Consider the following 24495-nt stretch of genomic DNA (forward strand, 5'->3'; position numbering starts at 1 on the left):
CGCAGGCAGCTACAAATTCAATAGCACTTCTCACACATCGAAGAGGGAGACACAACATGCACATCCGCCCGCAGGCCCTTGCAGCCTCTTTACTGGTCGCCATGGTGATGGCCCAGCACGCCCAGGCACAGACCACCACCGCACTGCCCGAGGTGAAGGTGAGCGACGGAGCCGACAGCGCCGCCACCGAAGGCTCCGGCCAGTACACAGCGCGCGAGGTGAGCGTGGGCAAGCTGGTGCAGTCGCCCCGCGAAACGCCGCAGTCCATGAGCGTTATCACGCGCCAGCGGCTGGATGACCTGAACATCACCAAACTCGAAGACGCCGTGAAGCAGACCACCGGCGTGAACGTGACGCGGCTGGACGGTGCGGGCAACTACAACACCATCCAGGCCCGCGGGTTCGACATTGGTGCCATCCAGCTGGACGGCATTGCCATCCCGCAGGGTGCCAACTTTGCCACGGCGCTGGACACCGCCATTTACGACCGCATCGAAGTGCTGCGCGGCCCATCCGGCCTGCTGCAGGGCGCAAGTGAGCCGGGCGGCACCATCAACATGGTGCGCAAGCGTGCACGCAGCCCGCTGGGCCTGTCGGCCAACCTGTCCGCAGGCTCGTGGGACATGCGCCGCGCGGATGTAGACATCACCGGGGCGCTCAACGCCACCGGCAGCCTGCGCGGGCGGCTGGTGGTGGTCTCTGACGAGCGCAACAGCTTTGTGGACACGCTGTCCAACAACAAGCAAGCGGGCTACGGCACCGTGGAGCTGGACATCGACGCGGCCACCACGCTGTCGGTGGGCCACACCCGCCAGCGCGTGCGCGCCACCATCGACCAGGGCCTGCCCGCCTATGCCGATGGCCGCCTGCTCGACGTGCCCCGCGCCACCTTTGCCGGGCTGGCACGCAACCAGCAGAACCTGGACACCACCGACACCTTTGCCGAGCTGGAACACCGCCTGGACAACGGTGGGCTGGTGAAGCTGGCGGCGCGGCAGGTGCAGCGCGAATCGTTCTACAGCGCGGCCCGCGCCAACTCGGCCGTGGCCGCCAATGGCAACTACCAGATGCAGACGGTGGACTACCTGCAGGAGAACACCGACCGCAACTACGACGCCTACCTGACCACACCCGTACAGTGGCTGGGCCGCACCCACCGCGTGCTGCTGGGCATGAGCCACAGCCAGAACAGCAGCCTGGGCGGCAACCTGGTGTACGGCCCCACATCCATCGCCAACATTTTTGCCCCCAACTACGCCGCGCCTTATCCCGTGCTGACGCTGCCAGGCTATGACAGCGACACCCGCCGCACCGAGAACGCCATCTACGGCCAAGCCCAGCTGAGCGTGACCGACCGCGCGCGCGTGCTGGTGGGCGGACGCCTGTCTTGGGCCAAGGTAGAGACCGAGCGCCTGAGCGACGGCAAGATCACCTCCACCGCCAACCCGGGGCGGCAGTTCATCCCGTCTGTGGCGGCGCTGTATGACCTGAATGCACAGACCACGGCCTACGCCAGCTATGCCGAGACGATGGTGGTGCAGTCCGCGCTGACCTCGGCCGGCAGCCTGCTGCCCCCGCGCACCGGCTCGCAGGTCGAACTGGGGGTGAAGGGCGAATTCCTGAACAGGCGCCTGCAGGCCCATGCGGCGCTGTTCCGCATCCTTGACAGCGACCGCGCCATTGCCGACCCGGGGGTGGCCACCGCGTCCATACCGGGCGGCAAGGTGCGCAGCCAGGGTCTGGAGATGGAAGTGAGCGGCCAGTTGGCCCCCGGCTGGGATGTGCTGGCGGGCTACGCCTACACCGACACCAGGTACCTGAAAGCCCCTGCTGCGCAGCAAGGCCAGGTGTTCAGCCCTATCACCCCACGCCACAGCCTGAACCTGTCCACCCGCTACGCCTTGCGAAGCCCCGGCCTGCAGGGCTGGAGCGTGGGCGGCGGCGTGGCCTATCGCAGCGAGTTCTACGCACAAAGTGGCGCGCTGCGGCTGATGTCCGGCGACTATGCGGTGCTCAACGCACAGGTGGCCTACCAGATCAACGACCACCTGGGGGTGAGCCTGACGGTGGACAACCTGCTGGACAAAACCTACTACGAAAAAGTGGGCAGCGTGGGCCGCCAGAACTTTTATGGAGAGCCCCGCCGCATCACCGTGGCGCTGAAGGCCCGGTACTAGAACCAGGCCTCACGCGCGGGAAGCTCGCAGGCCTTGCGCCCTTGGGCGCGGGGGGGCGATTACATCGACTCCAAGTGCTTGCGCGCATGCCAGCCCGAGAGGTAGCGCAATACGGCTTCGTGCACAGCTTCCAGGTCCATGCCTTTGATTTTGGTGGTGCCCACCACCAGCTTGTTCTTCTGGGGGCGATAGGTGACACGGCGCAGGTTCGTGTGCGGGGCCTGCAGGCGCGGAGCGGCAGGGTCCAGGTCAAAGGTCATGACCAAGTTGGAGCCATTGACTACGGTAGACGAATAGTCCGCCACGGCGGACCATGGCACCACCTGCGGCCAGCCCGGCACGCGCATGCCCTCGGCCGTAAGCTGCATCACCATGACCGATGAGCGACGCCAGAACAACCAGGCCATGCCCGCCAGCCCACCGAAGCAGGCCAAGGCAATCATCACCACATCCCGCACGCCGGCAAATGACTTACCCGCCACGACGGCCTGCGCGGCAATGGCCACGGCGCTGATCAACGCCACCAGCGCCACCCCACCAAACAACCACACGTTATTGCGGCGCTCATACAACTCGAGCGAGCCCTGCGCTTGCTGCACCGCCTCGGTCAGGTCCTTGCGTACCTGCTCGTTGTGCTCCTGCGCCACGCCCTTGAAGTCGTTCAACAGCCGCGCCTGCAGGCCCTGGCTGTCAGCAAACAGCGAGCGTACCCACGCCAAGGCTTGCGCATCGGGCAGCGTGAGTGCAGCCTGCACCATGGCATCGGTCACAGGCGCATTCACGGCCTTGGCGCGCTCCAGCGTCGGGGGGTGGGTGTCGGTGGGGTGCACGGTGGCCACTTCGGTAGCGAAGTTGGGAGCCGTCAGGCCCTTGGCCTGCACGGCGTCGTGCAGCATCTGCACGACATCGCTGCCCGCCTCCTGGGGGCGGCGGCCAATGTCGCTCAGCACCTCGTACACCACATCGTTCAACGCAGTGACACGCACCAGCGAACGGGCCACTGCCTCGCCGCTCACCAGGCGCGCAGCCACCTGGTCTGCTGCAAACTCGCGCTCACGGCTCCAGTGCTTCACGGCCAAGTCAAAGCGCTCCAGCAGGTATTCGATGAAGCTGGTGGCAGGCAGGTCCATCCAGTCGCTGCTGTCCTTGCGGCCATAAATGGCCTGCAGGTTGGCCACCAGCCCTTGGTAGATGGGCGAGAAGCGCAGGCTGTAGGCCGTGTCAGACCCGGCAAAGTGCCCCAGCTCGTGCGCGAGGATGGCGCTAATTTCATCGCGCTCCAGCAAGGTCAGGTAGGTGAGGGGCAGATACATGGTCTCGCCACGCAGTTCCTGCCCGCTGGGCATCAGGCGCATGGCATGGGCTGTCACGTAGAAGCCATCCGTCAGGCCCACCACCAGATGGGCCGGGGTGGCAGCACCTGCGCCCTGGGCCAGCGTTTCCACATAGGACCAGAGGGCAGGAGCCTCCTGCCGGGACACCGCCACACCCATGACGGTGCTGGGCTCGTCCTGCAACTCGCGCAGCGACTTGTACAGCGCGCGCAGCAAGGTCACGCCACACCACAGCACCGTGCCCGCCACCACCAGAATGATCATCTGGAGTTTCACTTCACCCTTGCTCGCATGGCCGATGACCACCACCTGGTAAGCCACCCCCAGCCGCGCTGCCAGCAGGCCCGCCACCGACACCATGAACAGCCCCATGTGCACCGAAAGGTAGGTGGGCAACAGGCTGCGCCAGCGGGCGAACTGGGCCATGAGCGCATCGCGCGACTGCAAGGCCTTGCGGCCGGCCGTATTCACGCCAAAAAAGCCCACGAGCGCCACCGCGGCGGCCAACAGCCCAGCCCCTACCGCGACCAGACTGCCTGGGCGAACGATCTTGCCCACCAGGTTCTGCGAGTCACTGTCTTCGCGAATCCGCCGCTCAATCTGCTGCAGCCGCGCCTTGGCGACGATGCCACTGAGCGCCCGACCGTCGATCGTGATCTGCGTGCGCGGGTTCTCGCGCAGTGCATCCTGCGCCTGCTGGATCTGCCCGAGCAGTTCCTGATGCTCGGGCGACAGGCCCGGCTGTTCATACTGCCGGTATTCCCACACCCCGATACCAGCCAGCAGCAAAGGAATGCACACAGACCAGAGCACTAGCTTGGCGCTGCTGGGCAGCAGGTTCCACACCCTGCCGACTTTCTCTCCAATTGAAAATGCCATGATGTTTGAGTAATGGTTGAACAGGCTTCCAGGTCCGTCAGCAGCCATCGCAACGCACGCCACGCGGCCCCGTGACGCTGGCCCCGCGCCCGCTCCCTGCCACACCACAGCAAGGCAACAAGCGATAAGGGGCCAACGCCGGGGGGAGTGATGTGCACTGGCACTGCCCGGCCAGCAGGTGCTGCCTCCACGCCAGCGCCTGCGCTACCCCGGCAGACCGCAACGCCTCACGCAATGGAGGAGGTTCGAGGGATGCCGGGCGCGCCGATTCTGCCCACGCCCTGCGCCAAAGCGCCGCAGGCAGCCAGCGAAAGAGAAACCATTTGTGAGTTGTGCGTACTCCGTCACAGAGGCGGGACCAGGGTGTGGGCCGCACGCCACACGTCATGGCGACTTGGCGGGATCGCCACGCATGAAAACATAAAAAGAACCATTCTCATTTAGAATGGAAAGCTTGCGCATGGGCCCGCCCACCGCTGCGCCCTTTGCCCACCGCCCCGCCACCAGGGCCAGGACGAAGGGGCTGAGGTGGAACGGCCTGCGCAAGGCCTGATGCACGTCGTGCGCATCGGGCAGCAAGCCAGCAGTGCAGGCCACGCCCGCTGCAGCCAGCACCCCTGTGTCCAACACCCCTCTTGTGGGGAATGTTCGGCCCTGTCTCTGGCTTGCTTTGCGTGGGTGCTACGGCTTTTGGCTGCGCAATCAACACCCCTGCTCTGCACAGAGCCCGGGCCGGCGCCCCGTGCAGCCGCCGCCACCATGCTTTCGCCCACCGCCCTGCGCCGCTGGTCCTGGACCCACAAATGGTCCAGCCTGGTCTGCACCCTTTTCATGCTGCTGCTGTGCATCACCGGGCTGCCGCTCATCTTTCACCATGAGATCGGCCATGTGCTGGGCACCGAGGTGGAAGCGCCCCCCATGCCTGCGGGCACCCCGCGCGCCAGCCTAGACCAGGTGCTGACCTCCGCACGGGCCGAGTACCCCGATCGGGTAGTGCAGTTCGCCTCGCAGTCGGACGAAGACGATGCCCTGTGGTTCGTCACCCTCACCCCTACGCCTGCCCCCACCGAAGATTTCAAATCCATCGCCGTGGATGGCCGCACCGCGCAGGTGCTGGCGCGGCGGCCGGTGGATCAGGGATTCATGTATGTGATGTTCCGCCTGCATGTGGACCTGTTTGCCGGGCTGGCGGGCAAGCTGTTCCTGGGGCTGATGGGTTTGCTGCTGCTGGTGGCCATCGTCACCGGTGTGGTGCTGTATGCGCCCTTCATGCGCAAGCTGGCGTTTGGTGAGGTGCGGCGCACCAAGTCGCCCAGGCTGAAGTGGCTGGACCTGCACAACCTGCTGGGCATCGTCACCGTGGTGTGGGCGCTGGTGGTGGGTGGCACCGGCATGATCAACACCTGGGCCGACCTGATGATCAAGTACTGGCAGCACGACAAGCTCTCGGCCCTGCTGGCACCCTATGCGGGCCAGCCCACGGTGCCTGCCGCCGAGCGCAGCGCACTGCAGCCCGCGCTGGAGGCCGCACTGGCACATGCGCCGGGCATGAAGCTATCGTTCATTGCCTTCCCGGGCACCGCGTTTTCCAGCCCACACCACAACACCTTCTTCCTGCGGGGCAACACACCGCTGACCTCGCGCCTGCTGCAGCCGGTGCTGGTGGATGCACGCACAGCCCAGGTCACCGCCGCGCCGCAACTGCCGTGGTACCTCACGGCCCTGCTGGTCTCGCAACCCCTGCACTTTGGCGACTACGGCGGCATGCCCATGAAGGTGCTGTGGGCCCTGCTGGACATTGCCACCATCGTGGTGCTGGGCAGTGGCTTGTACCTGTGGCTGCGCCGCAGGGCACCCGCTACGGCGGGGAGCAACGCCGCCCAGCCGGGCGCGCCCACCGCGCCTGCTGCCTCAGCGCAAGGAGCCTCCGCATGAAGGCGCCATCTCCCTTCTGGGCCCTGTGGGGCTGGCCCATCGTCCTGGCCGTGCTCACGGCCACAGGCCTTGTCAGCGCGCTGGTGTCGGACACCTGGGGCGACTGGTGGGCCTGGTGTGCACTGGGCCTGCCCACGCTGGTGATGGGCTGGCACGCCTGGCCCCGCAAGCGCTCCCGATCTCAAGACGCCCCGCGCTGAAGCCCTGTACCCACGGTGCCCTCTGTACGTCTCTGCCCTCCTGCCTTGATTTTTCCAACCCTGACCTGAGCCAACTTTTCATGCACAGCCAACACCGTACCCTGATCCGCCCCGTGGCACTTGCCGCCGCCCTCACTTGCATGCTGGCATGGCCCGTTGCCCACGCGCAAGGAGCCGCCGACACATCAGCGACGCCCCCTTCCGGGACGAGCACCCAGGCCGACAAGAGCCTGTCCACCGTCACCGTCAACGCCAGTGCCGACGCATCAGCCCAAGGCCTGTCTCCCGCCTACCCCGGCGGCCAGGTAGCGCGCGGCGCGCGTGCGGGCATTCTGGGCACGCGCGATGCGATGGACACGCCGTTCTCCGCCATCAGCTACACCAACGAATTGATCCTGGACCGCCACGCCCGTAGCGTGGGCGATGTGCTGCAGAACGACCCCACCGTGCGCGTGGCGCGTGGTTTCGGCAACTTCCAGGAGTCGTACTTCATTCGCGGCTTTTTGCTCGATTCGGACGACACCGCGTTCAACGGCCTGTACAGCCTGCTGCCCCGCCAGTACATCGCCACCGAGCTGTTCGAGCGGGTGGAAGTGCTGCGCGGCGCATCGGCCTTTTTGAACGGTGCCAGCCCCGCAGGGGGAGGCATTGGGGGCAGCATCAACCTGCTGCCCAAGCGTGCGCCCAACGAGCCATTGAACCGCGTGAGCTTTGGCGTGGGCAGCGGCGGCAGCACCCAGCTGGCGGCAGACATTGCCCGCCGCTTTGGGCCGGATGGCAGCACCGGCGTGCGCCTGAACGCTGCTACCCACAGCGGCGGCACCGCCATCAACGACGAAGACGCCAAACTGGGCCTGCTGGCCGTGGGGCTGGACTGGCGCAGCCGCGATGTGCGCCTGTCGGGCGACATCGGCTGGCAGGACCACAAGCTCAAGCGCACCCGCACCAACGTGACGCTGGGCGCCAATGTGACCAGCGTGCCCGCCGTGCCCGACAACCAGAGCAACTACGCCCAGCCCTGGAGCTACTCGAACGAGCGCGACACCTTCGGCACCTTCCGTGGCGAGTGGGACATCACGCCAGACATGACCGCCTGGGCCGCCGCTGGCGCGCGCCGCAGCGACGAGGCCAACTCGCTGGCCAACATCACCGTCAACAACGGCAGCACGGGCGCTGCCACCACCTACCGCTTTGACAACACGCGCAAGGACAGCGTCAACACCGGCGAACTGGGCGTGCGCGGCAAGCTGCAGACCGGCAGCGTGGGGCACGAATGGGTGGCCACGGCGTCGCTGTTCGACTTTGAGAAGAAGAACGCCTACGCCATGGACTGGCGCAACACGCTGGACACCAACCTGTACGGACCGGTGTCCACCAACCTGCCCGCCTTCAGTGGCAACACGCTGTACGGTGGCGATCTGGCCAACCCGCTGCGCACCGGCACCACGCGGCTGACGAGCTTTGCCGTGGGCGACACCCTGTCGCTGCTGGACAAGCGCCTGCTGCTCACCGCAGGCCTGCGCCACCAGAAGATCAACATTGCCAACTACCTGTATGCCAACGGATCCCTCACCGACCGTTATGAGCAAAGCCGCACCAGCCCCCTGCTGGCGGCGGTGTACAAGCTGGACAAAAGCCTGTCGCTGTACGCCAACTATGTCGAAGGACTGAGCCAGGGGCAAACCGCGCCCAGCACGGCGGCCAACCGGGGCGAGATGCTCAAGCCCTACGTGGCCAAGCAAAAGGAAGTGGGCGTGAAGTACGACGCGGGCCGCGTGGCGGGCAGCCTGGCCTTCTTCAGCACCGACAAGCCTCGCGCCTTCTTGAACACCAGCAATGTGTTCGGCACCTACGGCAAAGACCGCCACCAGGGCCTGGAACTGGCCGTGCAGGGCGAAGCCACCAAGGGCCTGCGCGTGCTGGGCGGCCTGACCTGGCTGGACGCCAAGCAGCAAGCCACAGGCTCTGCCACCACCGATGGCAAGCGCGTGATTGGCGTGCCCGAAGTGCAAGCCAATATCGGCGCGGAGTGGGATGTGCCCGGCGTGCCCGGCCTTGCCGTAGACGGCCGCCTGGTGCACACCGGATCAAGCTACGCCAACGCGACCAACACCCTCAAGGTGGGCGGCTGGAACCGGCTGGACCTGGGCGTGCGCTATCTGACGGAAGTGCAAGGCAAGCTCGTCACCCTGCGCCTGCGCATCGACAACGTGGCCGACAAGAGCTACTGGGCCTCGGTGGGTGGATATCCCGGATCAGGCTACCTGACAGTGAGCGCACCACGCACCGTGAGCCTGAGCGCCAGCGTGGATTTCTGACTCTGCTGCGCTGCGGCCCATCCGCCTGCAGATAACTGCCCGCTTCGCCATCTAACGTGACACCGACGCGCCCCTGACCTGAGGGGCGCGCACCACGCCCAAGCTAAGCATCAAAGCAAAAGCAGCCACCAGCGCCTATCCCATAAGCGCAGGCAGCTATCAAAACATGAGCATTTTCGCCCCCGCCACCGTGGGGCTGGATGTGCTCACCCTGAGATTTCTGAAACCCGTTCTGTTCAACCTACTGTAAGGAGCTGACCGCCATGAACCATCGTATGAACCCACCCACCCGCACCCTGCTGATCGCCGCCCTGCTGGCCACCACTGGCCTGGCCGCCCAGGCCCACCAGGTGTGGCTGGAGCACACCGGCGGCCAGGCCCGGCTGCACTTTGGCGAATACAACGACAACGTGCGCGAGACCTCGCCCGGCCTGCTCGACAAGTTCAAGGGCGTACCCGTGCTGGAGCAATCGGTGGCCGGTGCCACCGAGCGGGTGCAAGGTCAGCTCACCAAGGAAGCCTTCAGCTACGCCACAGCGCCCAACGCAGACACCCTGTTTGCCCACCCAGCTTACCCCGTGATCGACCGCACCAAGGCCAACCTGCCCCCGCTGCTGTGGAAGCCCACCGCCCGCTGGGTGGCCAGCCTGGCCAAACCCGTGACACCCACGGCTGCACTGGACCTGGTGCCCACCGGTAAACCCGGCCAGCTCAAGGTCGTGTTCAACGGAGCCCCTCTGCCCAAGGCCAAGGTGGAGCTGGTGTCCCCCTCCGGCTGGTCGCGCGAAGCTACCAGCGGCGAGGACGGCACCGTCACCTTCGCCCTGCCGTGGAAGGGCCAGTACGTGGCCGAGGTCAAGCACACCGACAAGACGCCCGGCGAGGCGCAAGGCCAGAAGTACGGCGAGGTCAGCCACCTCATCACCCTGAGCTTTGTGCAGGCCGAGGGCATGGCATCGCCCGCGCTGCCCGCACCGCACGCGCACTGAAGGAGCCTCCAGCGCTTTCCAATCAAGCGCTGGCAGCTACTGATTCGATAGCAATTCCATTTCCTCGCGCTCTTCACCGAGACATCCGATGTAACACCATGACCTTCTCCACCTCTGCCCTTTCCCCCTCCGCCAGTACTGCACGGCCCGTGCTGACCGCCGTGGCCTACGCCACGCTGCTGATGTGCGCCTGCGCTGCCCATGCGCAAAGCGCTGACGCACCCGCCGCCACGACAAACGCCGCAGCGGCTGACAAGACCCTGCCCTCCATCACCATCCAGGCCGCCCCGGGCGGCGGTGAAACAGCCACATCGCCCGTCACCGGCTTTGTGGCCAAGCGTGCCCTGAGTGCGACCAAGACCGACACCCCCCTGCTCGAAACCCCGCAGGCCATCAGCGTGGTGACACGCGACCAGATAGAGGCCCAGGGTGCGCAGACGCTGCGCCAGGTCACCGCCTACACCGCCGGGGCAGTGTCCAACTACTTCGACAGCCGTGTGGACGCCTTCAAGGCTCGGGGCAGCGACGTGACGCAGTACCAGGACGGCTTGCTGCGCACCTACGGCACCTACAACAACAGCCGACCCGACCCCTACACGCTGGAGCGCGTGGAGTTTCTGCGCGGCCCCACCTCGGTGCTGTATGGGCAGGGCAGCGTGGGCGGCGTGCTCAACCTCACCAGCAAGCGCCCCCAGGCTGAGCCCCTGCGCGAAGTGCAGGTGCAACTGGGCAATTACAGCCGCAAGCAGATTGCCACCGACCTTACCGGTGCGCTGGACCAGGACGGGCAATGGCTCTACCGCCTGGTGGCCATTGGGCGCGACAGTGGCAGCCAGGTGGACCATGTGGACGACAACCGCGTAGTGCTGATGCCATCGCTCACCTGGAAGCCCAGCGCCTCCACATCGCTCACCCTGCAAGGCCTGCACCAGAAGGACAAGAGCGGCTCGCTGATCGGCTTCTTCCCCTGGCAGGGCACACAGTTGCCCAGCCGCTATGGGCAGATTCCGACCAACACCTTCATCAGCGAGCCGGGCTGGGACGCCTACGACACCACCAACAACTCCTGGGGCTACCTCTTCAGCCACGAGTTCAACAGCGACTGGAACTTGCGCCAGAACCTGCGCCGCACCGTGAGCGAAGTGGACTACCGCACCATCTACACCAGCTTCAAGGCCAACGCGGCTACGGGCCGCCCGGCCCGCCCCGTTTTCAACAGCGATGGCCGCACGGTGGTGCGCGATGCTGCGTGGCAGTTCAACACCGGCCGCATGCTGCTGATCGACACGCAACTGGAAGGCAAGCTCAAGGCGGGCGATACCAGCCACACCCTGCTTGCGGGCATCGACATCCAGCGCAACCACACGGGGCAAAAGTCATGGAGCTCTGTCATTTCATCCATCGACGTCTACAACCCCGTCTACGGCAACTTCACCCCACCCACGGCATCGCAACTGGTGCGCCAACCCAGCGTGGAGCAAAAGCAGCTCGGCTTTTACGCGCAAGACCAGATCAAGTGGGACCGCTGGACCGCCACCCTGGGCCTGCGCCACGACAGTGCCAAGACCGACACCGAGGGCCGCCCCGCCGCCGCGGTGGACGACAAGGCCTGGACCAAACGCGCTGGCCTGACCTATCAGCTGGACGGCGGATGGGCACCGTATGTGGGCTATTCCGAGTCTTTCCAGCCCTTGGGCGGTGCGGACGTGTATGGCACGCCCTACAAACCGCAGCGCGGTGAACAGTGGGAAGCGGGGGTGAAATGGCAACCCGCAGGGCGCGGCATATCGGCCTACGCCGCCGTATACACCCTGCGCGAAAAGAACCGCAAGACCAGCGACCCGACCAATCCGCTCAACAGCCTGCAGATTGGCGAGACCAAGACCAACGGCTTTGAGGCTGAAGTGCAGGCCAGCCTGGCCAGGCAGTGGGACTTCACCCTGGCCTATGCCTACACCGATGCCAAGGTCACGCGCAGCAATGCGGGTGACCAGGGGCAACCTGTGGCAGGCGTATCCAAAAACACCGCTTCCGCCTGGATCAGCCACCGCTTTGCCGCAGAGGGGCGTGGCGGCTGGACGGTGGGCGCAGGGCTGCGCTACACCGGCTCGCAATGGACGGGTACCTCGGCCGTCACCACACCAGCATCCACCATTGCCGACGCCATGGTGGCCTACGACGCAGGCGACTGGCGTGTGGCGTTCAACGTGGTCAACCTGACCGACAAGGTGCAGATCACCCAGTGCCTGGCGCGGGGCGACTGCTTCTACGGCCAGGCGCGTACCTACACGCTCACGTCCACCTACCGGTTCTGACGCTGCTTGAAGCCTGCATGAGGCGCAGCGAGCCCTGAGCGGAAATCGCTGCACAGCACACAGACCACATCGGCGGGCCGCAGCCCTTGCGGGCCCGCCATTTTTTCATCGACGCGCACTTTCACCCTTTCCATCCACCCGACCCATGTAATGCCATGACCCGTTACCCTCTTTCGCGCCCTGCGCACCCCGCACTGACTGCGGTGGCACAAGCTGCGCTGGCGCTGCTGTGCGCCAGCGCAGCACATGCACAGACATCCAGCGCCGAGGCTTCCACAGCCGACAAGGCCCTGCCCTCCATCACCGTCAACGCCGCCCCCAGCGGCGGAGAAACTGCCACATCGCCCGTGACCGGCTTTGTGGCCAAACGTGCCTTGAGCGCCACCAAGACCGATACGCCCCTGCTCGAGACTCCGCAGGCCATCAGCGTGGTGACCCGCGATGAAATGGAAGCCCAGGGCTCTCAGACCCTGCGGCAAACCACCGCCTACACGGCAGGTGTCGTGTCCAACTACTTTGACAGTCGGCAGGACTCCTTCACCGTGCGGGGCAACGACTTGTCGCAATACCTGGACGGCCTGCTGCGACAGACCGGCTACTGGAACGACACCCGCCCCGATCCCTACACCCTGGAGCGCGCAGAAGTGCTGCGCGGCCCCTCGTCCGTGCTGTACGGCAAAGGCACCGTGGGTGGCGTGCTGGCGCTGACAAGCAAGCGCCCGCTGGAAGAAGCTCAGCGCGAGGTGCAGGTCCAGCTCGGCAGCCACAGCCGCAAGCAGATGGCGGCTGACCTGACCGGGCCGCTCGACAAGGAAGGCCAGTGGCTCTACCGCCTGGTGGCTGTGGGGCGAGACAGCGACACGCAGGTGGATTACGTCAAGGACGACCGGGTGGTGATAGCCCCCTCACTCACCTGGAAGCCCAACGCCGCCACATCGCTCACGCTGCAAGCCACGCACCAGCGCGATAAGAGCGGCTCGCTCATTGGCTTCTTCCCTTGGCAAGGTACGCTGCTGCCCAACACCTACGGGCAGATCCCCACGTCTCGCTTCAATGGCGAGCCGGGCTGGGATGCCTACAACGCCAGCAGCGACTCCATCGGCTACCAGTTCAGCCACCAGCTCAGCAGCGACTGGACCCTGCGCCAGAACCTGCGCCGCAGCGTCAGCGACGTGGACTACAAGACGCTGTACACCAGCTTCTCGCCGCGCCCGGTGTTCACGGCAGACAACCGCACCATCCAGCGCGATGCCAGCTGGCACCTGGGCAACGCGCGCATGCTGCTGGTGGACACCCAGTTGCAAGGCAAGCAGCAGTGGGGCAGTACCGAGCACAACCTGCTGATGGGCATGGATGTGCAGCGCGTGCGCACGGGTGGATCAGACTGGTTCCAGTCCAACGCAGCAGATCTGGATCTCTACAACCCCGTGTACGGGCGCTTCACGCCGCCCACCGCAGCAGACCTGGTCGTGCAGCCCAACGTGACCGGTCGCCAGCTGGGCTTCTACGCCCAAGACCAGATCCGCTGGAACGCATGGACGGTGACGGTGGGTCTGCGTCACGACAAGGCCAACTCTGACACCGACGGAGACCCCGCGGCAGCGTCAGAAGACAAGGCCTGGAGCAAGCGCATCGGCGCCACCTACCAGTGGGGCCATGGCTGGGCTCCTTACGTCAGCTATGCGGAGTCGTTTCTGCCCCTGAGCGGTGTGAACTTTTACGGCAAGCCCTACAAGCCCACGCGCGGCAAGCAGTGGGAGGCCGGTGTGAAGTGGCAGCCGCCGGGCCAGGGTATCAGCGCCTACGCCGCCGTGTACCAGCTGCGCGAAACCAACCGCCTGACGACCGACCCCGCCAACCCCAACAACAGCCTGCAGGTGGGCGAAGCCAAGGTGCGTGGTCTGGAGGCCGAAATCAAGGCCACCCTGGTGCCACGCTGGGACCTGAGCATGGGCTACGCCTACACGGATGCACGCATTTCCAAAAGCAATGACGGCAATGTCGGCCAGCGGCTGGAGAGCGTGCCCAAGCACACGGCCTCTGCATGGTTGACCCACCGCTTTGCCCAGACGGGCGGCGGCAGCTGGAGCGTGGGTGCCGGGCTGCGGTACACCGGCACACAGCTCAGCACCGATGGCACGTATTCCATCGGCACACCAGCATCCACCATTGCCGACGCCATGGTGGCCTACGACGCAGGCGACTGGCGTGTGGCGTTCAACGTGGTCAACCTGACCGACAAGGTGTATATCACCCAGTGCCTGGCACGGGGTGACTGCTTCTACGGACAGGCACGCACCTACACGCTCACATCCACCTACAGGTTCTGAGACACACGGGATGCGTGCGGTGCCCTGCAGTTGCACCGCACGCGTGCTCAGATCTTGCAGGCCTATGCCTCCACAGCCCGTGGTCTCTGACGGGAATGAGGGCGGCGCACCAGCGTCGCCCTGCGCCACACATTCAGCACATGGCGCACTGCACGCGCCAGCGCTTCGTCCAGCGCAGTGCGCCAGTTATCGGCAACCGATGACACCACCACCTCGCCTGCGCCATCGGTGCGCAAGGTGATCTGGCATCGCTTGTCCAGCCCGCCACGGGGGCCGTTCACATCGGCCAGGTGCACGTCGGCACGGGGTACCAGGGCATTCAGACGCCGCAGGGCAAACCGCACGCGGCGTTCCACGGTGTCACGCATCAAGGCGGCTTCGGGATGGCGGGACTTGAAAAGTATCTGCATCAATGCTCTCCTTGGTTGGAGACCACACCTTAGGCGCCTCGTCAAAACCGACCCAGCAGCTTTTTTGAGAACGTGACTTCGCCGCAGGCTGCTATTCAGCTCAACGCCCCAGTTCTGGACACATCGATAAAACCGCACCCGCACTTCCAAAAAACATGGTTGGTGATAAGCCGATGCAGCCTCACATTCAAGGCTGTGCTTCACTCATTTGGAGATGCCTGATGAAAACCCGCCGAACCCTGCGCCCCACAGTCATGCAACGTCTGCAAGCGTTGCGCGAGCAGGTCTTGCAGCTGTTGTGGCAGTGGGCCCAGCGCTTGAGTCAGCGCCGCATGCCCACTCTGGTGCCTGTGCGTATCCAGGGCGAGAGCCCCCCACTGCATGACAGTCAACGTCGCACCAGGCGGCTACGCGCCTATTCCGACTGAGAAGCCGTTCAACGTTCCCTTTTGCAATCCAGCCCAACTTGTTTACCTTCGATTTGTGAGGAAACCGTTATGCGCAGCTACCCCCACAACAGCCCACACGCAGCCGCACGCATCGTTGCCTTGCTGCTGATTGCCGACGGACATGTCAGCCGCTCGGAGCTGGATGCCCTGTACGGGCGCGACATCGAGTGCGAGCTGGGCCTGCCGCCCGGTGAGTTTGCCAACGTGCTTCATACCTTGTGCGAAGACCTGCTGATGGGCATGCGTGACCGGCGACTGCTCACCGGCAGCATTGACGAAAGTACGCTGGCTGCGCTGCTGGCAGAAGTGACGGACGCCCACCTGCAACACCAGGCCCTGTACTTTGCGGATGCCGCAGCGCAGGCCGACAGGCACATTGCGCCTGCAGAGGCATGGGTGATGGAAGCCGCGCTGAGGCACTGGCAATTCGAAGCCGCTGCAGCACAGGCATAGGGCGAACTACCGCTCTGTCACCCCTGCAACGGCAGCGCTGGCGGCACTGACCATCTGGCGCACCAAAGGGTGGTGCTGCCCGCGCCGTGACCAGATAGCGTGGACCTCTTCATGCACGTCAGCGCTGTCGCCCAACAGGCGCAGCCCGCGCACCAGGCCCACGTCCTGCGCACCCAGCTGGCTGACCGGGAACACCCCCAGCCCCCGAGCAGCAAATACGGCCAGCAAGGCACTGTCTTCAAACTCTCCCACCACGCGCGGCCGCAGGCCCAGATCATGGAACCAGGCATCGAGCGTGGACCGCAGGGGCGAATGCATGGTGGGCAGCAACACAGGCAGGTCTTGCAGTGATTGCGGAAACCGGTCGCGCGCCGATTTTTTGACCAGGGACGAAGGGCCATACCACTGCACGGCCGTGCGTGCAATGCGCTCGCTGGAAAGGCGCTGGTGGGGGTTGCGGGGCGCGGCCTGCCCGGCGAGCACCACGTCCAGCTGGTGCAATGCCAACTCGGACAGCAGCTCGTCAAACTCCCCTTCATGGCACACCAGCCGCAGGTTGGGGGTTGCCAGCACAGGCTCCAGCAATGCATGTGCAGCCAGCTTGGAGATACCGTCCGACAGCCCTACCGACAACCTTGCAGCAGGGCTGCTGGCCGCCACGCGCACCTCATCGGTAATGCACTCGCCCAGCTGAAAGATTTCCTCCGCCCGCACGTAGGCGGCTTGCCCAGCCTCTGTCAGCGCGACCCCGCGCCCCGAGGGTTTGAGCAACTGGTGCCCGAGCGACTTTTCCAGCTCACGCACCTGGGCGCTGATGGTCTGCACCGCCATCTCCAGCCTGTCGGCAGCCCGTGCAAAGCCGCCCTCCTTGGCAACCATCCAGAAATAGTAGAGATGACGGTAATTGAGCATGCGGCCCCCAGTTCGAAAAAACCGAATACTAGGTTCGACCCATACTGGTGTCTATTTTTGGGCTCCATCTCCATACTGAGCCGCTGTATTTGATCCGGTATTCAAAAAAGGAGTGTGCCCATGTTCTATGCCATCAGCTGGTTCTTGTCGTTGTCGTTGCTGGCACTTTGGTCACTGCTGTGCTGGGGCACGCACGCATTCACGGTGTGGGCCATGTCCAGTGCCGGTGCCCTGGCCGCTGGTGCGGCGGGTGCCGCAGGCAGTGCAGCAGCCCAGGCCGCCATGCTGCCCGCGTGGCTGCAGGGCTGGATACCGCCCGAGCTGCTGCGCACGCTGGAGAGCTGGATCGCCTCCGCAGGCCCCATGCTGCAATCCACGCTGGAAAGCGTTCCCGCCCTCGCCGGAGCAGTGACCGTGCTGGCCTGGGGCATCTGGGGGCTGGGGGCCTTGTTCCTGCTCGCCATCGCCCTGGGGCTGCATGTGCTGATCAAGCTGCTGCAGCGCAACACCTCTGCCCCTGTGCAAGGCGCGCAAGCGGCCTGATGCAGGCCCGGCAAGGAAAAAGCCCCGCGGAGCCCTGGAAGGGCTCCGTGGGAGCTCACCCTCAGGTCGCAGAGCAGGTAAAGCTCTCCGCCTTGGCAGGGTCTCCCGTGCCGTTGTAGCGGGGGAACTGAGGGAATTCGCACACAGGGCGCTGCAGCACGGGTGTCTTGCTGCCCTCGGCAAACTTGGTTGCCACCAGCTTGTCAGGTGCGGTCTGCTTTTCCACCCAGTTGTCGAGGGCGGTCAGCAGGTCGATGGAAAGTGGGTCTGTGCCCGCACCATCCAGGTTGTGCCCCACGGACGGCGAGGTCAGCATGCGCGCAAAGCCACGGGCCTTGGTTGCGCCCAGTTGTTGCTTCATCGACCCGAAGTACTCAGCCGTGCGGTACACAGACACACAGGTGTCGGCCAGGCCATACCAGATGAGCAACTTGCCCCCGTTGTCGGCAAATGCCGAGATATCCGGGTTGGTGGAGTCGATCATCTCGGCCAGGCGCAGATACTGCGATGGGAAGCGCGTGGGGTCGTGGTCCAGCAGACTGAGTTGGGGGTTGGCCTCCACCAGACGCGCGGCCTCTTGCGCCGCCATGAAGTTGAACGAATCACGCGCGGCAAAGCTGTTGCCAAACATGTAATCCTTCCAGTCTGACGTGGATGCGCCGCCGCGTCCGTAGCGGGGGTAACCACGCGCGCCGCGTGAGAGCGTGACAGGCGTGTCGTGGTTGGCATAGATCAGGCGGATGGATTCGATCTGGCCCGCTGTCAGGCAGGAATCGTTGTCAGCCCCCTTGCACAGCAGCTCTGTGGGTACGTAGTTGCAGGCCTCCACGTTGCCGATGATGCCGTCCTTGAGCCCGTCCAGACCGTCGCAAGCTGCTGTCTCGGCCTTGGCATACAGGGCAATCTTTTCCGCACTGAGCCAGTTTTCAGGCTTGGAAAAAATGTGCTTGAGCACCGTGGGGCCCAGGTTGACCTGGTGCGCCTGCTGGCTGATGGCGGGTTCCATGGCGATCACGCCGTCGTAATCCCTGGGGTAGCGCTGCGTAGCCGCCAAGGCAGACCGGCCGCCGTTGGAATGGCCCATGTGGTAGCGGCGCACGGGGCGCTTGCCATAAAAGTCGGTGGCGATGGCGGTGCCCACTTCCAGAGCCAGGTGGTTAGCCTCAAACGCGTGGTTGCGCAGAGCTGCATCGCTGTTGCCCCAAGAGAAACCGGTAGGCCCGTGGCCGGAGTCCGAGCTGATCTTGACGTATGGGTTGGCAGAGGGACCGACAAGCTGTTGATAGAAGGGATCGTCCGTGGGGATGAAGCCATCAAAGCCGCCCCCGCCAATCGTGAGGGTCTTGCCGTTCCATGTATTGCCGCTGGGCAGCTCTACCGCCCAGTGGATGGTGGACTCGGCCGACGAGACGATCTCTCCGCGCACGATGCACACATCCGGCAGGCTGCCGTTGGACTTGCGGACTTCCGTTTTTGTGACCTTGGCGTTGCCAGGCAACGCAGCCGGGCGATAGCTCGGGCAAGCCTCAGCCAGGGGGCGTGCGGAAGGGGGTGGCGTGCCATCGCTGCCGCCGCCGCAGGCGCTCAAGGCCAGTGCGGCAGCCATGGCCAGCGCCGCGCCCGCTGCACGGTGCCCTGTCAGACCGGGGCCTGACGGGTGCTTGGCAGGCAGATGGAAGTGGGGGGAATTCATCGGCAAAGTCTCCTCATGTGGTGATGGTTTTGCAGAGGCTTCGCATGCAGCACGCAGCACCCGGCGTGCAGAGGGTGAACGGCATTGCGAAGACTCCAGGCGTCACGATAGGAGGCCAGGGGCTGCAAAAAGCCTCTGCAAATGCAGAGGGGAAGGGAAAGTCCTGAGCGCTGGTGCAGACGGCTACAGCCGATGCTGCAGCGCCATAAGACCACTATTTGCGCAGCGCGCTCACCAACTCGACCTTGTTGCGCACGCCCAGCAGGGTGTAGGCGCTGCGCAGATAGGTGCGCACCGTGGCGGGCGAAAGGCCCAGGGCAGAGGCAATGTCTTTATACGAATGGCCATGGGCATACAGGGTGGCCGCGCCCAGTTCACGCGGGGCCAGCGGCATATGGCTGCCCCCCTGCTGCCGCGCTGCCAGGCTGATGAGCACCAGGGGGCCGCAGGCCTCCAGCCGCAGGCGGGCGTTTTTGCCCACGGCCACGCTGCACGGCAACTTGCGCAAGCCAGCGCAGACGTCCGCAGGCAACGCGGGGCCAGACCAGTGCGGATCGGCCTGCTGCAGCGCCTGCCCCAGGCGCAAGCCCACGTAGAGCAGATTGCCATCAGGCTCTGCCAGCGCGTGGTGGTCCCATGGATGGCTGGCAGGCAGCGCTTGCAGGCGGTGCAGAGCGTGATGCCAGTGGCACAGCAGATGGGGGACAAACTCGCCAAACAGCTCTGCCTCTACGCTACCAAACGGCAAGCCCTGCGGTTTGCGGTAGATGGAGACAAAGAACATGAGGCCGCTGGCAGGCAATTCCACCGTGATGGCCATGCAGTGGAACAACCCGTGGCGGCGGCTAAAAGCCTCCATCTCCGGCGGAATGGCACCCGGAGCATCGGGGCCGTTTTCGCAAATGACCTCACCCAGGCGGTCCATAGACAGGCGCGCGAAATCGTCCACCGCCGCCAGCGCATTCCACTCCTGCGCAAACTGCTGGCTCAAGCCGATGCTGCCGTGCAACCAGTTGCGCGGCGCAGCCTGCGCATTGCCTGCAGACACCTCCCCCCACCAGGCCGAGTCAAACGGTACCAGCCGCTGCAGCAGTTGCAACGCCTCATGCAGCATCTGCTGGGGCGCCACCTTCTGCGCCAGGGCCGTCAGCTCCAGCAAACTGGTGCTGAGCGCCCGCAAAGGCGGCAGGTGCCCCAGCAAAGGCTCTTGCTTTCTTGCGCCACGGGCAATGGGGGCCATGGGGTGTCTCCTGGTTATTTTTCATAACCAATTTATCTCAACCCAGGGGCTTTATGTATCCGGGGCTGCCCTGCCTTTCGCGCGATCGAGATGGAGAGTGCAGGAACTGTTTGCAGATGCTGAAAACTGATCAAAAACAGCCTCTAGCGCTTACCCATCAAGCGCAAGCAGCTGTTAAATAAATAGCAAATTCACTAAACATCCCCTGAAGGCAGACACTGCATCCGTCAGAGTCGGCAAGATTGCGAGCTATCGCGGAGAAAGCCCTTGGGGGAGACTACGCAGAGCGATGCTGCGAGATATGAAGGTGTTTTTGGTAGAAAGGACGCGTGATAGGGAGTCCAGGCAACCAGCTGCAAGATGCGGTGGATATCGGCTTTGGGCCCAACTCTGCCCTATGACAAGGGGTGCTAGTGGAGCGGCAGTCTCAATTGAGAAACGCCACTCGGACTGCTATTGTCAGGCCGCACCTCACGTCAAACATTAGACGGTAGGGTCCGAAACTCTCATTACGAATTCACGTATCAATGGACGAACCTAAACTCCATCCCATTCTGAACAGGCCAAACGAGTACGCCATCAGCGACTTTCGCTATCACGTTGACAGAGAACAGCCTAGCGAGTCATTCATAGAGATGACACTTCAAAAAAACATGGACAGCGTCACACTTCGGTTTTGGCAGCCCGCCAATCTAAAGATCGAGGAGGGCTTCCCGCGGCCTACGAGAGGAATGGTGTTCTATGACCGATCTGCAGATGGGCTGGAAAACACCAAAATTGAGGTTGCCGATTTTGAAAGCTCATGGGGCGCTATTACGTTCTGCGCTCGTGGCGTCGAGATAGTTATCGCTCAATCATGAGCAAACGTCCTAACCCGGCAGCCGAGGAGTCGTTCAAAAGCTGTTATTTTGTTTCCCTCCGCGCTTCTAGTTGAGTGTCCACTTTTGATTGAGATGACCGGCTGCTCCTGACCGACAGCAGCAGGTTGAAGCCCGAGAAACTGCAGCACAAAGCAAACTGCGGCAAGCGCTGCCCCCACAGGGCTCACAACGCACTCCCTCCAGATGCCACAGCCCCCAGCCAGTGCGCCTTGCACGCACCAGCCGGTGGCCTGCAACGTCACCCCATCAAGGGTTCATGATGGACACCAGACGGGTGTTCAGGTGTGCCTCTATGGCTTCGGAACCGCCTTCTGAGCCGTAGCCCGAATCCTTCAGCCCACCAAAGGGCAGTTCGGCAGCAGGGGCGGCGGCCTGGTTGATCCAGAGCATGCCCACTTCCAGACGCTGAGCCAGCAGGTGGGCGTTTTTCAGCGAGGTGGTGAAGGCGTAACCGGCCAAGCCAAATGGCAGGCGGTTGGCCTCGGCAATCGCTTCTTCGATCTTTTCAAAGCCACGCACGGCGGCCACGGGGCCGAAGGGTTCTTCGTTGAAGATGCGGGCCGACAGGGGCACGTCGTTCAGCACGGTGGGCTGGAAGAAGTTGCCCTCGGTGCCGATGCGCTGGCCCCCTGCGGCCACTTGTGCGCCCTGCTGCACGGCGTCGGCCAGCAAGTCGGCCATGGCGGTGATGCGGCGGGGGTTGGCCAGGGGGCCCATTTGTGTGCCCTCTGCCAAGCCATCGCCCACCTTCAGGCTTTGGGCATGGCGCGCGAAGGCTGCGACAAATTCAGCACGGATGCTTTCGTGCACCAGAAAGCGGGTGGGCGAGATGCACACCTGCCCGGCGTTGCGGAACTTGGCGCCGCTGGCCACGCGGATGGCCAGCTCGACATCAGCGTCTTCTGCCACGATGACGGGGGCGTGGCCGCCCAGCTCCATGGTCACGCGCTTCATGTGCTTGCCAGCCAAGGCAGCCAGTTGCTTGCCCACGGGGGTGGAGCCGGTGAAGGTGACCTTGCGGATGATGGGGTGAGGAATCAGGTAGCCAGAGATCTCGGCAGGGTCGCCATAGACCAGGCCTACGGTGCCTGCGGGCACGCCAGCGTCGGCAAAGGCGCGGATCAGCTCGGCGGGGCTGGCAGGCGTCTCTTCAGGGGCCTTGACCAGAATGGAGCAGCCTGCGGCCAGGGCGGCGGCCAGCTTGCGCACCACCTGGTTGATGGGGAAGTTCCACGGCGTAAAGGCCGCCACGGGGCCCACGGGGTCCTTCAGCACCATCTGCTGGGCCTTGAGGTTGCGCGAGGGCACGATGCGGCCATACACGCGCTGCGACTCGTCGGCAAACCACTCGATGATTTCTGCAGCCGACATGGTTTCCACCTTGGCTTCGGCCAGGGGCTTGCCCTGCTCCTGCACCATGATGGCGGCGATGGCGTCGGCACGCTCGCGGATCAACGCAGCCGCGCGGCGCATGGTCTTGGCGCGGTCTACGGCAGGGATGTCACGCCAGGCTTCAAAGCCCTTTTGGGCGGCTTCCAGGGCGCGGTCCAGGTCGGCCTTGCCAGCGTGGGCCACCCGGCCAATTTCCTTGCCGGTGGCGGGGTTGTGCACGGCGATGGTCTTGCCGTCTGCAGCGTCCTGCCAAGTGCCTGCAATGAAAAGACGGGTGTGGGGGTAGCTCATGCAAAAACTCCTGTGGTGAAAACAAAAGACGGTGGCCAGCCCCGGGCCGGGCCCCCTGATGAATTGGCTTGAACCCCAACACGGCGTTGAAACCCAAGCGCGCCCCACACTATAGGCGCAGCGCTAGCGGGCCGCCATGGTTGTATGACAACCCGAGGCAAAGGTGTGGGTACTGCGATCCCAACCTTTGCGCTCCGCCAACAGCCCGCGCCGCGGCACACAGCGTGGCACCTTCACCCGCTGGTCAGGGTGCTACGGCCACACGCGGGGCGGCATCGCCCCAGTCGCCCCCCAGGGCACGGATGAGCCCCACGGTGGCTGTGTACTGGGCCGTGCGCACCTGCAGCGCCTGGCGGCGGTTGCGCAGTTCGCTGCGGCGGGCGTCCAGCAACTCCAGTTGGCTGACCAAGCCATTGCGGTAACGCGTGTCAGACAGCTGCGTGGCACGGCGGGCTGCGGCCACGGCGCGGTCTTGCGCCTCGGCTTGCCCGGCCAGCCAGCGCAGGGAGGCTAACTGGTCCTCCACCTCGCGGAAGGCGCCAAGCACCTGCTCACGGTGGCTGGCCAGAGCCTGCTCCAGGCGGGCGTTGGCACCTTGCACCTGGGCGTCGCGCTGGCCGCCATCCCACAGGGGCAAGGACAGCAAGGCGCTCACCCCCCAGGCTCGGGCCGACCACTTGAAGAGGTCGCCCAGCTCGGGCGACGCGTGGCCTGCATTGCCCGTGAGCGTGATGGCCGGGAACCACGCCGTCTGCGCCACGCCCACCCGGGCCTGGGCAGCCAGCACCGAGGCTTGCGCGGCCGACACGTCAGGCCTGCGCGCCAGCACCGTGCCCGGCACGCCGGGGGGGATGACAGGCAAGGCTGCATCGCCCACCGCAGCGGGCAGTGTGAAGCTGCCCGGCACCTCTCCCACCAGCACCGCCAAGGCGTGGGTCAGCAAGGCTTGCTGGCGCTGCACCGCCATGGCTTCAGACTCGGTGGCGGCCACCTCGGTCTGCACACGGGCCACGTCCAGCTCGGCCACGTCGCCCGCCTGCAAACGCCGCTGCGTAAGGCGCAGTGTGTCCTGGTAGGCGGCCAGGCTCTCATTCACAAGCTGCAGTTCGGTCTGTGCAGCGCGCAGCTGCAGATAGGTTTGCGCCACATCGGCCTGCACCATGAGCCGCGTGCTTTGCAGCAGCGCAGCGCGGGCATCGGCGTCCAGCCGCGCGGCGTCGCTGGTCTGGGACAGCTTGCCAAACAGGTCCAATTCGTAAGACACATTCAGCGCTGCAGTGCCCAGCGTGGCGGGTGTGGTACCACCTGTGGTGGCAGCCCCTGCCTGGCGGGTCACGCCGGTGGATGCGCCTACCTGCACAGACCGTGCAGCATCGGCCGAGCGCAGCAACGAACGGGCTTCGGCCAGCCGGGCGGCAGCTTGCTGGATGCTGGTGTTGGCATTACCTGCGCGCTGCACCAGGTCGACCAGCGTTGCATCCTGAAAGCCCAGCCACCATTCGCCACGGGGCTGTGCCTCAGCGGGCGGCGCCACTGTCCACGGTGCTGGCGGTACAGCCGCCTGCTGTGCGCCTGCACTGAACGCATCAGGCACCGGCACACCCGCGTGCGGCGCGGGCACTACGGGTTGCGTCATGCAGCCCGCCAGCACCAGTGCGGCAGCCACAGGGGCCAGCAGGCTGCGCCTGCGGGCGGTGGGGGCCGTCATGCCCCCCGAGAGAATCACGTTGTCTGTCATGTAGGTTCTCCTGCTT

19 protein-coding genes are annotated in these 24495 nt (G+C 64.9%); 11 read left to right on the forward strand and 8 right to left on the reverse strand.

Annotated elements, in window-relative coordinates; genetic code table 11:
* Window positions 1–56 precede the first annotated feature (56 nt).
* On the forward strand, window positions 57–2177 hold the full coding sequence (locus AACH87_RS15990; protein WP_338795471.1) for a TonB-dependent siderophore receptor: 2121 nt from the start codon (window positions 57–59) through the stop codon (window positions 2175–2177).
* A gap of 59 nt (window positions 2178–2236) precedes the next feature.
* On the opposite strand, the gene AACH87_RS15995 is transcribed toward AACH87_RS15990, so the two are convergent.
* Window positions 2237–4390: a M48 family metalloprotease gene (locus AACH87_RS15995; RefSeq protein ID WP_338795472.1), complete on the reverse strand. Its 2154-nt coding sequence runs from the start codon at window positions 4388–4390 to the stop codon at window positions 2237–2239.
* 384 nt (window positions 4391–4774) lie between these two features.
* On the reverse strand, window positions 4775–5017 hold the full coding sequence (locus AACH87_RS16000; protein WP_338795473.1) for a hypothetical protein: 243 nt from the start codon (window positions 5015–5017) through the stop codon (window positions 4775–4777).
* Between the two features lie 132 nt (window positions 5018–5149).
* On the opposite strand from AACH87_RS16000, the gene AACH87_RS16005 reads away from it, so the two are divergent.
* From AACH87_RS16005 to AACH87_RS16030, 6 genes are all read left to right on the forward strand, one after another.
* A complete protein-coding gene (locus AACH87_RS16005) occupies window positions 5150–6325 on the forward strand; it encodes a PepSY domain-containing protein (RefSeq protein WP_338795474.1) in 1176 nt (391 codons plus the stop codon).
* Window positions 6322–6525, forward strand: coding sequence for a hypothetical protein (locus AACH87_RS16010; RefSeq protein ID WP_338795475.1), 204 nt, complete (start codon window positions 6322–6324; stop codon window positions 6523–6525). The genes AACH87_RS16005 and AACH87_RS16010 overlap by 4 nt, the downstream gene beginning before the upstream one ends.
* Before the next feature lie 80 nt (window positions 6526–6605).
* Window positions 6606–8843, forward strand: a complete 2238-nt coding sequence (locus AACH87_RS16015; RefSeq protein WP_338795476.1) for a TonB-dependent receptor — start codon at window positions 6606–6608, stop codon at window positions 8841–8843.
* Window positions 8844–9118: 275 nt separating this feature from the next.
* Window positions 9119–9832 carry a DUF4198 domain-containing protein gene (locus tag AACH87_RS16020; protein WP_338798993.1) on the forward strand — a complete coding sequence of 238 codons (714 nt, stop codon included), beginning with the start codon at window positions 9119–9121 and terminating at the stop codon, window positions 9830–9832.
* A 98-nt stretch (window positions 9833–9930) separates the two neighbouring features.
* Window positions 9931–12147, forward strand: a complete 2217-nt coding sequence (locus AACH87_RS16025; protein ID WP_338795477.1) for a TonB-dependent siderophore receptor — start codon at window positions 9931–9933, stop codon at window positions 12145–12147.
* A gap of 155 nt (window positions 12148–12302) precedes the next feature.
* Window positions 12303–14477, forward strand: coding sequence for a TonB-dependent siderophore receptor (locus AACH87_RS16030; RefSeq protein WP_338795478.1), 2175 nt, complete (start codon window positions 12303–12305; stop codon window positions 14475–14477).
* A 62-nt stretch (window positions 14478–14539) separates the two neighbouring features.
* Here AACH87_RS16030 and AACH87_RS16035 read toward each other — a convergent pair whose 3' ends face one another.
* Complete coding sequence (locus tag AACH87_RS16035; RefSeq protein ID WP_338795479.1) at window positions 14540–14887, reverse strand: HPF/RaiA family ribosome-associated protein; 348 nt, start codon at window positions 14885–14887, stop codon at window positions 14540–14542.
* A 221-nt stretch (window positions 14888–15108) separates the two neighbouring features.
* On the opposite strand from AACH87_RS16035, the gene AACH87_RS16040 reads away from it, so the two are divergent.
* On the forward strand, window positions 15109–15315 hold the full coding sequence (locus tag AACH87_RS16040) for a hypothetical protein (RefSeq protein WP_338795480.1): 207 nt from the start codon (window positions 15109–15111) through the stop codon (window positions 15313–15315).
* 69 nt (window positions 15316–15384) lie between these two features.
* Entirely contained in the window at window positions 15385–15789 is a 405-nt protein-coding gene (locus AACH87_RS16045) for a TerB family tellurite resistance protein (protein ID WP_338795481.1), read from the forward strand.
* Window positions 15790–15795: 6 nt separating this feature from the next.
* Here the strand turns inward: AACH87_RS16045 and AACH87_RS16050 are convergent, their stop codons facing one another.
* The gene (locus AACH87_RS16050) at window positions 15796–16701 is read right to left on the reverse strand and encodes a LysR substrate-binding domain-containing protein (RefSeq protein ID WP_338795482.1); all 906 of its coding nucleotides are present in this window, start codon (window positions 16699–16701) and stop codon (window positions 15796–15798) included.
* Window positions 16702–16821: 120 nt separating this feature from the next.
* Between AACH87_RS16050 and AACH87_RS16055 the strand changes: the two genes are divergently transcribed.
* Window positions 16822–17244 carry a hypothetical protein gene (locus AACH87_RS16055; protein WP_338795483.1) on the forward strand — a complete coding sequence of 141 codons (423 nt, stop codon included), beginning with the start codon at window positions 16822–16824 and terminating at the stop codon, window positions 17242–17244.
* A gap of 61 nt (window positions 17245–17305) precedes the next feature.
* Here AACH87_RS16055 and AACH87_RS16060 read toward each other — a convergent pair whose 3' ends face one another.
* Both AACH87_RS16060 and AACH87_RS16065 read right to left on the reverse strand, forming a co-directional pair.
* On the reverse strand, window positions 17306–18937 hold the full coding sequence (locus AACH87_RS16060) for a tannase/feruloyl esterase family alpha/beta hydrolase (RefSeq protein WP_338795484.1): 1632 nt from the start codon (window positions 18935–18937) through the stop codon (window positions 17306–17308).
* A 214-nt stretch (window positions 18938–19151) separates the two neighbouring features.
* Window positions 19152–20177, reverse strand: coding sequence for a helix-turn-helix transcriptional regulator (locus AACH87_RS16065; protein ID WP_338795486.1), 1026 nt, complete (start codon window positions 20175–20177; stop codon window positions 19152–19154).
* Window positions 20178–20704: 527 nt separating this feature from the next.
* On the opposite strand from AACH87_RS16065, the gene AACH87_RS16070 reads away from it, so the two are divergent.
* Complete coding sequence (locus tag AACH87_RS16070; protein ID WP_338795487.1) at window positions 20705–21037, forward strand: hypothetical protein; 333 nt, start codon at window positions 20705–20707, stop codon at window positions 21035–21037.
* A 267-nt stretch (window positions 21038–21304) separates the two neighbouring features.
* Here the strand turns inward: AACH87_RS16070 and AACH87_RS16075 are convergent, their stop codons facing one another.
* The gene (locus AACH87_RS16075) at window positions 21305–22741 is read right to left on the reverse strand and encodes an NAD-dependent succinate-semialdehyde dehydrogenase (protein WP_338795489.1); all 1437 of its coding nucleotides are present in this window, start codon (window positions 22739–22741) and stop codon (window positions 21305–21307) included.
* A gap of 244 nt (window positions 22742–22985) precedes the next feature.
* Complete coding sequence (locus AACH87_RS16080) at window positions 22986–24479, reverse strand: efflux transporter outer membrane subunit (protein WP_338795490.1); 1494 nt, start codon at window positions 24477–24479, stop codon at window positions 22986–22988.
* Between the last annotated feature and the right edge of the window lie 16 nt (window positions 24480–24495).

This window comes from Acidovorax sp. DW039 (genome assembly GCF_037101375.1).
Classification (GTDB): domain Bacteria; phylum Pseudomonadota; class Gammaproteobacteria; order Burkholderiales; family Burkholderiaceae_C; genus Acidovorax.

Excerpts from the sequence above, each read along its gene's own strand:
- AACH87_RS15990 (WP_338795471.1), top strand. The coding sequence starts at position 57 with ATGCACATCCGCCCGCAGGCCCTTGCAGCCTCTTTACTGGTCGCCATG.
- AACH87_RS15995 (WP_338795472.1), bottom strand. The coding sequence starts at position 4,390 with ATGGCATTTTCAATTGGAGAGAAAGTCGGCAGGGTGTGGAACCTGCTG.
- AACH87_RS16005 (WP_338795474.1), top strand. The coding sequence starts at position 5,150 with ATGCTTTCGCCCACCGCCCTGCGCCGCTGGTCCTGGACCCACAAATGG.
- AACH87_RS16010 (WP_338795475.1), top strand. The coding sequence starts at position 6,322 with ATGAAGGCGCCATCTCCCTTCTGGGCCCTGTGGGGCTGGCCCATCGTC.
- AACH87_RS16015 (WP_338795476.1), top strand. The coding sequence starts at position 6,606 with ATGCACAGCCAACACCGTACCCTGATCCGCCCCGTGGCACTTGCCGCC.
- AACH87_RS16020 (WP_338798993.1), top strand. The coding sequence starts at position 9,119 with ATGAACCCACCCACCCGCACCCTGCTGATCGCCGCCCTGCTGGCCACC.
- AACH87_RS16025 (WP_338795477.1), top strand. The coding sequence starts at position 9,931 with ATGACCTTCTCCACCTCTGCCCTTTCCCCCTCCGCCAGTACTGCACGG.
- AACH87_RS16030 (WP_338795478.1), top strand. The coding sequence starts at position 12,303 with ATGACCCGTTACCCTCTTTCGCGCCCTGCGCACCCCGCACTGACTGCG.
- AACH87_RS16035 (WP_338795479.1), bottom strand. The coding sequence starts at position 14,887 with ATGCAGATACTTTTCAAGTCCCGCCATCCCGAAGCCGCCTTGATGCGT.
- AACH87_RS16040 (WP_338795480.1), top strand. The coding sequence starts at position 15,109 with ATGAAAACCCGCCGAACCCTGCGCCCCACAGTCATGCAACGTCTGCAA.
- AACH87_RS16045 (WP_338795481.1), top strand. The coding sequence starts at position 15,385 with ATGCGCAGCTACCCCCACAACAGCCCACACGCAGCCGCACGCATCGTT.
- AACH87_RS16050 (WP_338795482.1), bottom strand. The coding sequence starts at position 16,701 with ATGCTCAATTACCGTCATCTCTACTATTTCTGGATGGTTGCCAAGGAG.
- AACH87_RS16055 (WP_338795483.1), top strand. The coding sequence starts at position 16,822 with ATGTTCTATGCCATCAGCTGGTTCTTGTCGTTGTCGTTGCTGGCACTT.
- AACH87_RS16060 (WP_338795484.1), bottom strand. The coding sequence starts at position 18,937 with ATGAATTCCCCCCACTTCCATCTGCCTGCCAAGCACCCGTCAGGCCCC.
- AACH87_RS16065 (WP_338795486.1), bottom strand. The coding sequence starts at position 20,177 with ATGGCCCCCATTGCCCGTGGCGCAAGAAAGCAAGAGCCTTTGCTGGGG.
- AACH87_RS16070 (WP_338795487.1), top strand. The coding sequence starts at position 20,705 with ATGGACGAACCTAAACTCCATCCCATTCTGAACAGGCCAAACGAGTAC.
- AACH87_RS16075 (WP_338795489.1), bottom strand. The coding sequence starts at position 22,741 with ATGAGCTACCCCCACACCCGTCTTTTCATTGCAGGCACTTGGCAGGAC.
- AACH87_RS16080 (WP_338795490.1), bottom strand. The coding sequence starts at position 24,479 with ATGACAGACAACGTGATTCTCTCGGGGGGCATGACGGCCCCCACCGCC.